Annotated in this window: 12 protein-coding genes; 4 read left to right on the top strand and 8 right to left on the bottom strand. The window is 66.8% G+C overall.

What is annotated here, in order from left to right; translation table 11 throughout:
• Entirely contained in the window at positions 1-252 is a 252-nt protein-coding gene (purS, locus tag QFZ65_RS18340; RefSeq protein ID WP_015935902.1) for a phosphoribosylformylglycinamidine synthase subunit PurS, read from the bottom strand.
• Positions 253-564: 312 nt separating this feature from the next.
• On the opposite strand from purS, the gene QFZ65_RS18335 reads away from it, so the two are divergent.
• Together QFZ65_RS18335 and QFZ65_RS18330 are read left to right on the top strand one after the other, a co-directional pair.
• The gene (locus QFZ65_RS18335) at positions 565-750 is read left to right on the top strand and encodes a hypothetical protein (RefSeq protein WP_306912192.1); all 186 of its coding nucleotides are present in this window, start codon (positions 565-567) and stop codon (positions 748-750) included.
• Positions 751-1,280: 530 nt separating this feature from the next.
• Positions 1,281-4,493, top strand: a complete 3,213-nt coding sequence (locus QFZ65_RS18330; RefSeq protein WP_306912190.1) for a S8 family serine peptidase — start codon at positions 1,281-1,283, stop codon at positions 4,491-4,493.
• A 108-nt stretch (positions 4,494-4,601) separates the two neighbouring features.
• On the opposite strand, the gene QFZ65_RS18325 is transcribed toward QFZ65_RS18330, so the two are convergent.
• Genes QFZ65_RS18325 through QFZ65_RS18310 form a run of 4 tightly spaced genes read right to left on the bottom strand, consistent with a single transcriptional unit; the run spans position 4,602 to position 7,014 of the window.
• Positions 4,602-4,982, bottom strand: coding sequence for a serine protease inhibitor (locus tag QFZ65_RS18325; protein WP_306912188.1), 381 nt, complete (start codon positions 4,980-4,982; stop codon positions 4,602-4,604).
• Positions 4,979-5,974 carry a 3-methyladenine DNA glycosylase gene (locus QFZ65_RS18320; RefSeq protein ID WP_306912186.1) on the bottom strand — a complete coding sequence of 332 codons (996 nt, stop codon included), beginning with the start codon at positions 5,972-5,974 and terminating at the stop codon, positions 4,979-4,981. Before QFZ65_RS18320 ends, QFZ65_RS18325 begins: the two co-directional genes overlap by 4 nt.
• On the bottom strand, positions 5,931-6,482 hold the full coding sequence (locus tag QFZ65_RS18315; RefSeq protein WP_306912184.1) for an SSI family serine proteinase inhibitor: 552 nt from the start codon (positions 6,480-6,482) through the stop codon (positions 5,931-5,933). The genes QFZ65_RS18320 and QFZ65_RS18315 overlap by 44 nt, the downstream gene beginning before the upstream one ends.
• Before the next feature lie 28 nt (positions 6,483-6,510).
• A complete protein-coding gene (locus QFZ65_RS18310; RefSeq protein WP_306912182.1) occupies positions 6,511-7,014 on the bottom strand; it encodes a MarR family winged helix-turn-helix transcriptional regulator in 504 nt (167 codons plus the stop codon).
• A gap of 83 nt (positions 7,015-7,097) precedes the next feature.
• On the opposite strand from QFZ65_RS18310, the gene QFZ65_RS18305 reads away from it, so the two are divergent.
• Positions 7,098-7,322 carry a hypothetical protein gene (locus QFZ65_RS18305; RefSeq protein ID WP_306912181.1) on the top strand — a complete coding sequence of 75 codons (225 nt, stop codon included), beginning with the start codon at positions 7,098-7,100 and terminating at the stop codon, positions 7,320-7,322.
• Positions 7,323-7,470: 148 nt separating this feature from the next.
• Entirely contained in the window at positions 7,471-7,698 is a 228-nt protein-coding gene (locus QFZ65_RS18300) for a hypothetical protein (RefSeq protein WP_306912180.1), read from the top strand.
• Positions 7,699-7,878: 180 nt separating this feature from the next.
• Here QFZ65_RS18300 and QFZ65_RS18295 read toward each other — a convergent pair whose 3' ends face one another.
• The 3 genes from QFZ65_RS18295 to QFZ65_RS18285 form a co-directional block, all read right to left on the bottom strand.
• Positions 7,879-9,237 (bottom strand): aspartate kinase, encoded by a 1,359-nt coding sequence (locus QFZ65_RS18295; RefSeq protein ID WP_306912179.1) that lies wholly within the window; start codon positions 9,235-9,237, stop codon positions 7,879-7,881.
• A 263-nt stretch (positions 9,238-9,500) separates the two neighbouring features.
• Positions 9,501-10,100 (bottom strand): recombination mediator RecR, encoded by a 600-nt coding sequence (recR, locus tag QFZ65_RS18290; RefSeq protein ID WP_306912178.1) that lies wholly within the window; start codon positions 10,098-10,100, stop codon positions 9,501-9,503.
• A gap of 53 nt (positions 10,101-10,153) precedes the next feature.
• Positions 10,154-13,330, bottom strand: coding sequence for a DNA polymerase III subunit gamma and tau (locus QFZ65_RS18285; RefSeq protein WP_306912177.1), 3,177 nt, complete (start codon positions 13,328-13,330; stop codon positions 10,154-10,156).
• Positions 13,331-13,354 lie beyond the last annotated feature (24 nt).

Below are 13,354 nucleotides of genomic sequence, written 5' to 3'. Positions count from 1 at the left end.
TCAGGCCTCGACGACCTCGACGTTGACGACGTCCTCGATGACGGGGTTGGACAGCAGCGTCTCCGCGGCGTCGCGGGCCTGGGCAAGGATCTCCTCGGTCACCTCGCCGTCGACCGTCAGTTCAAAACGCTTGCCCTGGCGGACAGAGCTGAAGGAGGTGAAACCCAGCCGGGGGAGTGCACCCACGATGGCCTTCCCCTGGGGGTCCAGAATCTCGGGCTTGGGCATGACGTCGACAACGATCCGGGGCATCCGGTAACTCCTGTGCGTGAGCGTTGGGTAAGGGCGCAGCGGAGTGATGCCGTCTCACGCCGGTCGGTGTCGATATGAACCTCGGACGGGGGTCATCACTGGGACGGTCCGTCAAACTTTGTCAATCGACCTGTCAATAACAGACGGGATCGGGCGCTCCGCGAGCTTGCATACCTATTCTACCGGCCGCGGTGCCTGCGGCCGCATTCAGGGCTCCACGGCCGGTGCGGAGGGGCGGCCGGCCGGGCCACTCGACGGCTGCGGCCGCAGTGCCTCTGGCCTGTGTCGGAGCCGGTCAGTAGGATTGGCCGCATGTCTGAGAAATCAAAATCCGTCCTGTTGCCCGTCCTCGCCGCAGCCGTTTTCGCGGGCCTCGGCCGGATGGTCCTCCAGAAGATCAAGGCGGACCGGGCGGCCCGGGCTACCAACGTGGCCGGTCCCCTTGATGAAAAGACACGTGAATGGATCAGCGAGGTTGTCCGGACGCCCCGGCAGTAGCTTCCTGCTAGCGCCCGGCCGTCGCCCGCGCTTCCTCTACTACGGCCCCGTGCTACGGCCCCCGGCGGTAATCTCCGGGTAACTCCTGGGCCTTTTCCGGCCACCCTCATCACACGCATGGACCGGGCCGGCATTGCCGGTCCGGTCCCTCCTGGTGCCCGTTCCAGGCCTTCCGCCCAGCGGAGTTCGGCCGCCTCTGCCTGCCCTCGGCACATCATCCGCGTCCTCGTTTCGGCGCTCCGGCCGGCCGTACTCTGCAGCGACTCTGCCGCGGCGGCCTGTCGCACTGCGTGACAGATTTCGATTATCGGTTGTGAAGCATGTCATAACTCGCTCTCAGTCTGTACTGTTTGACTCGGCTGGTATACGCCGCGGCTGCGCGAAGTATTGGTCTCACCTGTCCCACCGCGCAGCCGGTCTGCAGCATCCGGCGAGGACGCCGGAACCGTACCTATGAAAGGCTTAAATCGCTCGTGAAATCACCAGGAAAGAGCTTCCTTCGAAGCGGGGGACTCCGGAGGGCCGCGGCTTTGACCCTGGGCTTGCCGGTCCTTCTGACAGGGGCTGCAATTGCACCCGCAACAGCAGCCCCCTCGGAAGGACCGTCCAAAGCCGGCGCGGTTCAGAAGAACGCGGTCCAGAAGAATCTGGACCCGAACAGCTACCGGGACGGCCGCTACATCGTCGTCCTCGCGGAAAAGCCGGCCGCCACCTATGACGGCGGCACCCCCGGCCTGCCGTCCACCAAACCCGAACCCGGCAAGAAGCTCGACGCCGGCAAGGCCGAGGTCCGGAAGTACGAGGAGCACCTCGCCAAGAGGCAGGCGGATGTCGCCGGGCAGCAGAAGATCCAGATCCAGCGGCAGTTCACGGCGGCGGTCAACGGGTTCAGCGCGACCCTGACTGCGAACCAGGCCGTCAAGCTCGCCAAGGATCCTGGCGTCCTGGTGGTTGCTCCGGACACGGAAAACGCTCCGGACTATTCCACCTCCGATTTCCTGAAGCTCAGCGGTTCCGGCGGCACCTGGGACACCAAGTTCGGCGGCCAGGACGGTGCCGGTAAGGGGGTGGTGGTCGGCGTCATCGACACCGGCTACACCCCGTCCAACCCGTTCTTCGCGGGCGAGCAGGTACAGCCGCTCGTAGGAGACCCCGTGGTCGGCATGCCCTACCGCACCGACGACGGCAAAATCGCGATGCTCAAGTCCGACGGCGACACATTCGTCGGAGAGTGCCAGAAGGGCGTCGGAACCGGCGCGGACTTCGATGGCTCCGCCTGCAACTCGAAGGTCCTCAGCGCCCACTACTTCTCCGACGACTTCCTCAGGTACGTCCCGGAAGAAGGCCGGGCATCCCAGGAAGTGCTGTCCCCGGTCGATGTGGACAGCCACGGCACCCACACCGCGAGCACCGCTGCCGGCAACGCCAACGTTGAAGCCGTCGTTGACGGCCGCAGCTTTGGAAAGACAAGCGGCGTGGCCCCGGCGGCCAAGCTGTCCATCTACAAGGTCTGCTGGGAGGACACCGACCCCAACAGCGGAGGCTGCTACAGCTCCTCCGCCGTTGCCGCCGTCGACCAAGCTATCCACGACGGCGTAGACGTGCTTAACTACTCGATCGGCGGCTCGACGACCACGACGACGGATCCTGTGTCGATGGCGTTCCTTTCGGCCGCTTCGGCCGGTATTTTCGTCGCTGTATCGGCCGGCAACTCCGGCCCCGCCGCCAGTTCCGTCACCCACGGCGAACCGTGGGTCACCACGGTTGCCGCCACCAGCTTCTCGCAGGAACTGCAGGGAACCATCGAATTCTCCAACGGCAGCAAGTTCCGTGGTGCCAGCATCATGAACCGCGAGGTGGCGAACGCCAGCGTCGTCCTCTCCGCCGATGCAGCCTCCACGGTAGGGGATTCCAACGCGGCGCTCTGCGGACCGGACACGCTGGATCCGGCCAAAGTGGCCGGCAATGTTGTCGTCTGCGACCGCGGTGTGTTTGACCGTGTGGCCAAAAGCGCTGAGGTAGCCCGCGGCGGCGGTGTCGGCATGATTTTGGTGAACCTGAGCAACTCCTCGCTGGACACGGACAAGCACGCCGTCCCCACGGTCCACGTGAATCCGCCCGCCACCGAGGCGATCAAGGACCTGGTTGCCGCCAACCCGGCGCTGACCGTGTCCCTCGTCAACAAGGACACCACGGGGGAGCCGCTCGAGGCGCAGCCGCAGATCGCCGGCTTCTCCTCCCGCGGCCCGCTCCTCGCTGCCGGATCCGACCTTCTTAAGCCCGATGTCGCGGCCCCGGGTGTTGCGGTGCTGGCCGGTGTGTCACCGATCGGAACGGGCGGGGACAACTTCGGCTTCCTGTCCGGCACGTCCATGGCCTCACCGCACGTTGCGGGGTTCGCCGCCCTGATCCTGGCTAAGAACCCCAAGTGGTCACCCGCCGTCGTGAAGTCCGCCATGATGACCACGGCAGGCGACGTCAAGCTCGCCAATGGCGCAAAGGATAGGGACGTCCTCGCTACCGGCGCCGGCCAGGTGGACCCCGCCCGCGTGCTGGATCCGGGCCTGGTGTACGACGCCGGCACGAACGACTACCTTGCCTTCGTCCAGGGCACCGGCACCGATCTCGGCATGGAGGGCCTGGGTACCACCAAGCCGCGTGACATGAACGTTCCGTCGTTCTCGTTGGGCAACCTGACGGGAAAAGTCGAAGTCACCCGTACGCTGACGGCGCTGACCCCTGGCACCTACCGGGTCAGTGCTGATGTTCCCGGTATCAAGGTCAACGTGAGCCCGGGTGTGCTGAACTTCAGTGCAGCGGGCGAGAAGAAGACCTTCAAGGTCTCCTTCGAGAACCAGAACGCCGCTCTCGGCCGGTTCGCCATGGGTTCCCTCACCTGGCAGGGTGCCAACAAGACCGTGGCATCCCCGGTCGCGGTCCGTCCGCAGTCGGCAGTGGCCGCGCCGGATGTCGCCTTCACCTCCGAGGGCGGCACCGGTTCCGGGGCCATCAAGGTGGTCTCCGGCACCAACGGCCCCATCAGCATGACCCTGGACGGGCTGTCCAAGGCCGATTCCACACCCATTGAACTCGTTCCCGGCGATACGGACGCCTCGACCTTCACCAAGACGGTCGTGGTCCCGGCCGGCAGCCCGCTGGCGAAGTTCTCTGTCTTTTCCTCGGACCCGGACGCGGACTTCGACATGTACGTGATGACCCCCGACGGCCCGTTGACGGTTGCTACCTCGTCCGCCAGCGAGTCGGTTTCCATTCCGGACCCGACGCCGGGCGAATACACGATCTATGCGAACCTGTTCGCGAGCCCGGACATGCGGGCCACCAAGGGAAGCGTCGATGCGTCAGTGCTGGTACCGAACGTGGGCAACGCGACGCTCACGCCGAATCCGCTGCGGCTGGCGAGCGGCAAATCCGGCTCGGTTTCGTTGAACTGGAAGGGCCTGGAGGCCGGCTCCTACATCGGCCGCGTAACATTCGCCGGAGCCAGTGATCCGACCTTCGTCAGCGTCCTCGTGACACCGGCGGGCACCGTCCTGGTTCCGCCGGTCTCCGAGGACCAGGACAGCAATGACGGTCCCGGTGACAGCGGCGACGACGGCGGCAAGCACGAAAGCAAGGACAAGAAGGACAAGAAGGACAAGAAGGACAAGGGCAAGAAGGTGAAGAAGGAGAAGGGCAAGATCCAGAACGAGGATCCCAAGCACGCTCCCAACAACGCCATCTAAGCACGCACTGCAGCCCCTTAAACGGCAATGGCCGGCGGTCTCCACCGCCGGCCATTGCCGTTTCTTGGGCCGGACTGTGCCGGTCTGGTTGGTGCGGCCGCGGTCCGGCTAAACCGCGCCCGTGGAGCCGGCTACGCCGCCGAGCAGCGGTGCCATGGCCCGCCAGCGCGCGATCTCGCAGCCATCGGTACGGCTGAACTGGCTGTGCACCTTGCGGGCCATGAACCAGCCCGTCACCACTGCCACCTGGGGGCCGCCATACTGCTGCGTGCACATCTTCGGCGGCCCTGGCCTCGGAAAGAAGATGTCCTCGCCGAACCGCTGCACCGCCTTGAGGGCCGCGGCAGGATCCGGCAGCGTGCAGCCGGCGCCGGGGGTGCCGCCGCTGGCTTCCAGCCGGAACGTGTATTGCGGGCCGCCCGGTGCCTCGGTCAGACGGATGGTCAGGTCGACGTCGAGCCTGCTCGGTGCCTCATCGGGAATGGTCATTGTGCTCCCTCCGGGCTCAGGCTGCGGGCGCCGGTCAATGTCAGCGCCTGGAGAGTCGGCGCGAGTTCGTGCAGCAGCCGCGCCCGCAGCTCCTGCGATTCGGCGGCAAAGGACCGCTGCTGCTCCACGTACTCGGCTTTGCCTTCGGGCGTTTCGATGCGGATGGGCGGGTAACCCCATTCGCCGAGGTCATAGGGGGACGCCTGCATGTCCATCGTCCGGATGCGCCAGGACAATTCGAAGCAGTCCATGACGAGTTCGCTGGGAAGCAGGGGAGCGAGCTTGTACGCCCATTTGTAGAGATCCATATTGGCGTGCAGGCAGCCGGGTTGCTCCATGACCCGCTGGTTTTCGCGGCTCGGCGCAAGGCTGTTCAGCGGCACGGCGTCCGGCGTGTAGAAGCGGAAAGCGTCGAAATGGCTGCAGCGGATCCGGTTGTCCTCCACCACCTGGTCGGTCTGTTCGGAGCCGAGCCGCAGCTGCAGGTATTCGTGCCGCAGCTCGAACTTGTCCTGCCGGTAGACCATGGCCCATTCATGCAGGCCGAAACAACCGAATTGTGCGGGCCTTCCGGCCGTGCCGGCCAGGATGACGGCCGCGAACTCCACGGCCGGGCGGCGGTCCCGGAGGAAGGAGTCGACGTCGACCGTCACCGCAGCGGTGCCGCCCGGGATGCCAGCGGCGGCGCGCTCGCCGTCGTCGGCAGGGCGGTAATACTTCCACCCGCTGCGCTCGGCCGCCTCGGGGCCGGAAAGGACGACGCCGGCACCGGCGTGCCAGCGCAGCAGCTGCCCGGGTTTCTGCGTGTAGTACGTGAAGAGGAAATCCTCCACGGGGTGCTTGCGGCCGGCGGAACGGCGGGCGAGGTAGGGCTCGGAATAGTGCCGGACACGCTGTTGGTGCGCGGCCTGGCGCGGCAGCCAGTCTTCCTGCGGAAGGTGCACCAGCTCAGACAGCCCCTGCAGTTGACCCAAGGACGTCCTTCGCGGCATTCCAGGCGGCAATCTGGCAGCCGTCACTCAGGCTGAAGCTCGCTTCGACAGGCTTGCCGTCCACCACGCCGGAGACCGTGGCCTGCTGCGGGCCGCCGTACTGCTGCGTGCAGGTCTGGTCCGGTGCCTTTGTGGCCGGGCTGACAATGGCCGCGTTGCCCTTAAGGGCAGTGCAGGCGGTGGCGGCATTAGGGTGCTGGCTTTCCGCGGCGGGGACCCCGTTCTGGCAGACGAGCGTGAAGTTGGAAGGCGCGCCGTTTTCGGAGGGTTTGACCATGATGGAGAGTTCCGCGTTGCCCTGGCCCGGGCCGGCAGTCAGCGGCGCTGCCGACGGCGAAGGCGCCGGGGCAGTGGTCTCCGTGTCCGGGGCGAGGGTGCCCGAGGACGCGGAAGGGCTGGCGCTTGCTGGGGCGGAAGGCGAGGGGGACGGCGCCGCACCGGGATTGCAGGCGGCAAGTCCTGCCACCGCCGTAAGGACCAACGCGGCACGGCTCAGTTGCTTGAACATCAGCAGTCCTCCTCTTTTTACGCACATTCTACCGCCGGGGCGTTTCTTCGGCAGTGGCGCGGGTGGCGGCAATCAACTCCATCATCGACGCATGGAGCCGGCCGACCTGTTCCCGGGTCAGGCTCAGCCGCGCCATCATGGTTGTCGGGACCTCGGTGGCCTGCTGCCGCAGGGCGGCTCCGAGGGGGGTCAGGCCCACCGCGAGGGTGCGTTCATTTCCTGGGATGCGTTGCCGGGTGATGAAGCCCGCGGCTTCCAGACGGCGCAACAGCGGCGAAATGGTTGCGGGCTCCTGGGCCAGCGCCTCGCTGATGTCCCGGACCGACCGGGGACTGGACTCCCACAGGCTGAGCATGACGAGGTATTGCGGGTGCGTCAGGCCGAGCTTGTCGAGTACGGGCTTGTAGGCGCCCACCACGCTGCGGGATGCGACGGTCAGGGCGAAGCAGAGTTGCCGCTCCAGCAGAAGGTCGTCGTCAGCTGCAGCTTGCCCGCCGGGGCTTTCGGCTGGGACTTCGGTCAGATTTGTCATGGGCGCCTCCGGTCGATAGTTAACGCACTAATGATTAGCGTACACTGATGGAAGTCGTTCGTCCTGAGGAGTGGAGTGGATAAATGGAAAAGGAAAGCCCAGCCCAGAGGTTCATGCGCAAAACCGGCAAGCTCCGGGCGATTTTCGGCCCCGCCAGCCGGACGTCCGCCGTGCACGAAATGACGGAGCAGAACCGGCAGCTGCTGGCCCAGCGCGAGGCCGAAACCCAACAGTGGGAAACGGTGCGCCGGCCGGACGGCAGCACCTACGTTGTGCCCAAAAACCCCGACGATAAATCCCTGCGGTAGGCAGCTCCGGCGGCCGGTCGGCATGCGGTTCGGACGCCGGCATCCCGTGCCTTTCCCTGCAGGTGGGGCGTAAGATGACCTCAACGGCACCAGCTTTGCGCCAGCGCCGTTTCTGCCGGACCCCAACGGTGGAAAGGGGGTGGGAATTGTGGCAATTGCACTGGGTGTGCTGAGGCAGCACCTGCACCCGTCGTCGTGGGCTCGTTTCCTTTTTGGCCCGGCCCAACGCGGGGACTACGCCGCGCCGGTCATTCACAGGCATGACGACTTCGAGCTGGCCTCCGAGTCGGACCTGGCAGGTTTTGAAGTGGAGACCGATGCTCAGGGACACCACTACGCGGTCCGCCGGGAAGACCTCCCGAAAGAGCAAGTCTGAATAGTGCCCCGCAAGGGCAGAAAAAAAGGGAGCGGCCGGTGCCGCTCCCTTTTATTGTTCCACTCGCGTTGCTGTCCGCTCCGTCCGGCTGTTGGCGCCGGCTTTAAGCACCTGCCCCAGCGGCCGGGGGAACTCGGGGGCACCTGCCTCAGCGGCCGGGGGAACTCGGGGGCACCTGCCTCAGCGGCCGGTGCCCCCGTAGACAGTCGCCTCATCCTCAGTGTCCAGGTCGAACGCTTTGTGGATGGCGCGGACGGCGTCATCCAGCAGGTCCGCGTGCGTGACCACCGAGATGCGGATTTCCGAGGTGGAGATCATGTTGATGTTGATCCCTGCCGCGGAGAGCGCCGCAAAGAAGCGCGCCGAAACGCCCGGGTGGGAGCGCATGCCGGCACCGATCAGGGACAGCTTGCCGATCTTCTCGTTGTACTCGACGTTCTCGAAGCCGATTTCGGCCTGCGCGGCACGGAGGGCGGCGAGGGCGTCGGCGCCCTCGATGATGGGCAGCGTGAACGAAATGTCGGTCCGGCCGGTGCCGTGGGTCGAGACGTTCTGCACGATCATGTCGATGTTCGAGTGCGCATCGGCGATGACCTGGAAGATCGCCGCAGCCTTGCCGGGGATATCGGGGACTCCGACGACCGTGACCTTCGCTTCGGAACGGTCGTGGGCGACACCTGAGATGATTGGCTGCTCCAAGGCAACTCCCTTTTGGGTCGTGATCTTGTCGTCGGCACTGGGCATTACCCAGGTGCCTTCGTTCTGGCTGAATGAGGACCGGACGTGCAGCGGCACGCCGAAGCGGCGCGCGTATTCCACGCAGCGCAGGTGGAGGATCTTGGCTCCGGAGGCGGCCAGTTCCAGCATTTCCTCGCTGGAAATCCGGTCGATTTTCCGGGCGGACGAAACGACTCGTGGATCGGCGGTGTAGATGCCGTCGACGTCCGTGAAGATTTCGCAGACGTCGGCCTCGAGCGCAGCGGCGAGTGCCACCGCCGTCGTGTCTGAACCGCCGCGTCCCAGCGTGGTGATTTCGTTGGTGGTGCGGCTCATGCCCTGGAAGCCGGCGACGATCGCGATGTGGCCCTTGTCCAGGGCGGTGCGGATTCGGTGCGGATCAACGTCGATGATCCGTGCCTTGCCGTGGATGCCGTCAGTGATCATGCCGGCCTGGGATCCGGTGAAGGACTGGGCGGAGGCGCCGAACTTGTTGATCGCCATCGCCAGCAGTGCCATCGAGATCCGCTCTCCTGCGGAGAGGAGCATGTCCATCTCACGGGCGGGGGCTGAATCAGTAACCTGGGCGGCAAGGTCGAGCAGTTCGTCGGTGGTGTCGCCCATGGCTGAAACCACCACAACCACTTCGTCCCCGGCGTTGTGGGCATCGACGACCCGCCGGGCGACGCGCTTGATGCCTTCCGCATCCGCCACCGAGGATCCGCCGAACTTCTTCACCACGAGGTGCTGGGTGACGGCGGTCGAGGCAGGCAGCTGCTGCGGCTGCTGTCCGGGCTGGGCTTCTGTAGTGGGCAAACTCATGCGCGCACCCTCACTGGATCATCGGGGTTCTGGGCCAAGCAGCCAAATGGCGCGACCGCGTAACTTCTTTCCCAAGTTTATCGCCGGCGGCCCTCCGGCGATAAATTGTGACCGCATGCCAGACGCCTCCCGCCGGGACATGCCCTCCTTTTGCTGCGGGGACTGGACATATTGGCATCATGTCCGTTCCTGGCGTGAGGCACGGTACATGTCCAGTGGCTGAGCTGACGATGATGGCAAGTCTGGTGCGTGCAGACCGGCGGTCAGCTCAACGCGCTGCGGCGGCCTTCAAAGGCCCGGCCAAGGGTGACTTCATCGGCGTATTCGAGGTCCCCGCCGACTGGCAGCCCGGAGGCAAGCCTCGTGACGGCAATGCCGATCGACTTGAGCATCCGCGCGAGATAGGTGGCCGTGGCCTCACCTTCGAGGTTGGGATCGGTGGCGATGATGATTTCCTGGATGGCGCCGTCGTTGAGCCGCGTGAGGAGCTCACGGATCCGGAGCTGCTCGGGGCCGACGCCGGCGATGGGGTTAATGGCGCCGCCGAGTACGTGGTACCTGCCACGGAACGAACGGGTCCGCTCGACGGCGAGCACGTCTTTCGATTCTTCGACGACGCAGATCACTGAGGGGTCCCGGCGCGGATCGCGGCAGATATTGCACAACTCCTGCTCTGTGACGTTTCCGCAGACGGTGCAGAATTTAACGCGTTCCTTGACGGTCGTGATCGCCTCGACCAGGCGTTTCATGTCCTGTGGGTCGGCCTCCAGAATGTGGAAAGCCAGGCGCTGCGCGGACTTGGGCCCGACCCCGGGAAGGCGTCCGAGCTCGTCGATCAGCTCTTGAACTGCACCTTCGTACACAATTTCCTCGTTCGTTAGGGGAGTGGGCGGGGGCCACGGGGCGGGCCGGGCGGCTAGAAGCGCGGGGCCAATGGAGTGCCGTCCAAGGACCGCTCTTCCACCAGCTTCCCGCCCAGAATACGCTCGACGGCGGCGCGGCCGAAGACGCCTGATTCCTCGATGGTCTCGTCGTCTGCGCTGGGGACGTCCTGAACGTACGTCGCAGGTGACGCCGCACGGGCTGGCGCTTTGGCTCGTCCGGCCTCGGCTTCAGGGCTGTTGGACAACCGCTGATAGAGGCTCAGCCGCCCGGCGCTCTCCTGCGCTGAGTGCCCAGCAGAATCCGGAGCGGGGATGGGTCTCTGCGGCGCCGCGACCGGCGTCGACGGTGCCGTTATCGGGGCAATATCGGCGGCGGCGAGCGAGGCCCGGTCGGCAGGAGCGGCCCCGACAGGCACCAATTGCGGGGCCCCCCAGCCGTCCGGGTCGCTGGCGGGCGCAGCGGAAGCCACCGATCCGGCGGCAGCATACTGCGGGATCTGGGCTGCCGCGGGCGCATAGCGGGGCGGTTCCGGTTCCCGTTCTGGCTCGGGCGGCAGTTCGTTCACCGCGGGGCTGCTGACACCCACGTTCGAGTTGCTGCCCACAGTCCAGACTCCCGGGGACTGCTCAACCGCGCGCGACCAAGGGTCGTCGACGGGTGCGGGGGCTGGCCCCGTTGGAGATGATGGCGCGGCGGCATTGCGCTCGGCCGCGGAGGCGGGAGCCGTCCTGGGCCTCGCGGCGGCCGGTGCCGGTGCGACGGATGGCTCCGCAGGCATGGGTCGTGATGACGCGGGTGGCGACGAAGCTGACGGCACCCAGTCCATGGGCGGTTCCTCGTCCAGCGGCGGCGCGTCCTCGTCCCGTGGCGGACCCCAGTCATCATCCGGGTAGGCGTAGGAGCCCGACGGTTCGGCCGCCTCCGGAGCAGCGGGCCGCGCTCCGCGCGCGTCCGTGTCTGATTCGTCCCGTGAGACGTGCAGGGCCGCGGAGGCCACCGGACCCGGCTCGCGAGCAGAGGGCTGCTGTGCCAGGCCGTCTTCTGCCGCTGCGGCAGAGGTTGACTTAGCGGGGACAGGGCTGGACGCCGCCGTCGGGGTGGTGCCTTGCGCTCCCCGGGGTACCGCCTGTGCCTCCTCGCGCGCGGCAGGCGATGGTGCCTCATGCCGCTGGGCGGGCGATGGTGCGGTCTGCAGGGTGTCGGGCGACGGCGCCTCTTGCCGCGGGGCAGGCGACGGTGCGGTCTGCAGGGTGTCGGGCGTCAACCCCCAAGCCGCGTCGGCGGAGGTGGCCGGCTCGTTCCGGCTAGCAGGTACTTTTGGGTTTGGCTCAGAGCTCGCTGCGCTTTTGGCGCCACCGGCGACGGCGTGGATCTGGCAGTCGATGCCGATGGTTTTGTGGATGGCCTGGCGCAGGTTCTCGGCGTGGTCGGCCCGGCCGAAGGCGCCGGCCAGCCCGGAGGTGGTAAACGCAAGCGTCAGCACCTGGTCCTCGAACTGGCCGACCTGGGCGTTCGGTTCCACCAGTGCCCAGGTACTGCGCTTGATCTTGGTCAATGTCTGCAGGATCTCGGGCCAGGCCCGGCGCAGGACCTCGACGTCGGCGCCGCTTCCGGCGGCAGGCGCCGCGGGGACCGGGACGGAGGTATCCTGACGCCGCTGCGGCTCGGCCGGCGGCTGTTGAGCGGCTGGCTGCGCCGGGCTGGCCGAGGGAAGCTGCGCCGGAACTGGGGCAGCCGCCGACGGGTTCGTTGCCGACCGGGCTGGTGCTCCGGCGTCGCCGACCGGCCAGTCGGTGGTGCTGACCCGAGGCGCTGTGAGTTGTTCCCGGGCGGGTCCGGCCTCGGGCTGCGTCGCGGCTGCGGCGTTTGGCGCTGGGGCGGCAGCAGCAGCAACGCTGGGAGTAGCGGGGGCGGCGGCCGGAGCCGGAGTTGGCCCGGGGGCGGCTGGAGCAGCACTGGCGGCGGCGGGCCGAACCGGAGTGGGGGCCGCCGGGGCGGCGGGGGTGGTGGCAACGGCGGGAGCAGCGACGTCGTTCCCCGCGTAGTTCAGCCGGCGCTCGACCCTGTCGATGCGGGCGGCGATGCCCCGTTCGGTCTGCTCGGAGGAGGGCAGCAGGATCCGGGCGCACAGTAGTTCGAGGTGCAGCCGCGGCGAGGTTGCCCCGGTCATGTCTGTCAGTGCGGTGTTGGTGACGTCCGCCGCACGGGAGAGCTCTGCGGCACCGAGGTTGTGCGCCTGGTTCTGCATCCGTGCGATCTGGTCCGCCGGCATGCCGCGCAGGATCGACTGGGCACTTCCGGGCATGGCCTGCACAATGATGAGGTCGCGGAACCGCTCGAGCAGGTCCTCCACGAACCGGCGGGGATCATGCCCGGTCTGGATGACCCGGTCCACCGCGCGGAACACGGTGGCGGCGTCGGATGCCGCTACGGCCTCGACCACGTCGTCCAGCAGCGAGGCATGCGTGTAGCCGAGGAGGGCAACGGCGAGTTCATAGTCGAGTCCGGCGGGACCAGCACCTGCCATCAACTGGTCCAGGACGGAGAGCGAGTCGCGGACTGATCCGCCGCCAGCGCGGATCACGAGAGACAGCACGCCGGGCGCCACCGGGACGTTTTCCTGCCTGCAGAGCAGTTCGAGGTACGCCATGAGGGGTTCCGGCGGCACAAGCCGGAAGGGGTAGTGGTGCGTGCGGGAGCGGATGGTGCCGATGACCTTGTCCGGCTCCGTGGTGGCGAAGATGAACTTGATGTGTTCCGGCGGCTCTTCGACGATCTTAAGCAGCGCGTTGAAGCCTGCGGAGGTGACCATGTGGGCTTCGTCGATGATGAAGATTTTGTAGCGGTCGCGGACGGGGGCATAGGTGGCCCGCTCCCGCAGGTCGCGGGCGTCGTCGACGCCTCCGTGGCTGGCGGCGTCGATCTCAATGACGTCCAATGAACCGGAGCCGCCACGGGCGAGTTCGACGCAGCTGGGGCACTTGCCGCACGGGGTGTCCGTCGGGCCTTCGGCGCAGTTCAGGCAGCGGGCCAAGATGCGGGCGGACGTGGTCTTTCCGCAGCCGCGCGGGCCGGAAAACAGGTAAGCGTGGTTGACGCGATTCTTGCGCAGGGCCGTCATCAGCGGCTCGGTGACGTGTTCCTGCCCGATGACGTCAGCGAACGAATCGGGCCGGTATCTACGATAAAGCGCGGTAGTAACAGTCACAGATAAACCCTACCAATCGGCACA

Origin of the sequence: Arthrobacter sp. B3I9, assembly GCF_030816935.1 — a bacterium.
GTDB lineage: Bacteria > Actinomycetota > Actinomycetes > Actinomycetales > Micrococcaceae > Arthrobacter.
Note: the sequence above shows the minus strand (reverse complement) of the source record. Positions and strands in the feature narration are given on the sequence as shown.

Excerpts from the sequence above, each read along its gene's own strand:
- purS (WP_015935902.1), bottom strand. The coding sequence starts at position 252 with ATGCCCCGGATCGTTGTCGACGTCATGCCCAAGCCCGAGATTCTGGAC.
- QFZ65_RS18335 (WP_306912192.1), top strand. The coding sequence starts at position 565 with ATGTCTGAGAAATCAAAATCCGTCCTGTTGCCCGTCCTCGCCGCAGCC.
- QFZ65_RS18325 (WP_306912188.1), bottom strand. The coding sequence starts at position 4,982 with ATGACCATTCCCGATGAGGCACCGAGCAGGCTCGACGTCGACCTGACC.
- QFZ65_RS18320 (WP_306912186.1), bottom strand. The coding sequence starts at position 5,974 with ATGCCGCGAAGGACGTCCTTGGGTCAACTGCAGGGGCTGTCTGAGCTG.
- QFZ65_RS18315 (WP_306912184.1), bottom strand. The coding sequence starts at position 6,482 with ATGTTCAAGCAACTGAGCCGTGCCGCGTTGGTCCTTACGGCGGTGGCA.
- QFZ65_RS18310 (WP_306912182.1), bottom strand. The coding sequence starts at position 7,014 with ATGACAAATCTGACCGAAGTCCCAGCCGAAAGCCCCGGCGGGCAAGCT.
- QFZ65_RS18305 (WP_306912181.1), top strand. The coding sequence starts at position 7,098 with ATGGAAAAGGAAAGCCCAGCCCAGAGGTTCATGCGCAAAACCGGCAAG.
- QFZ65_RS18295 (WP_306912179.1), bottom strand. The coding sequence starts at position 9,237 with ATGAGTTTGCCCACTACAGAAGCCCAGCCCGGACAGCAGCCGCAGCAG.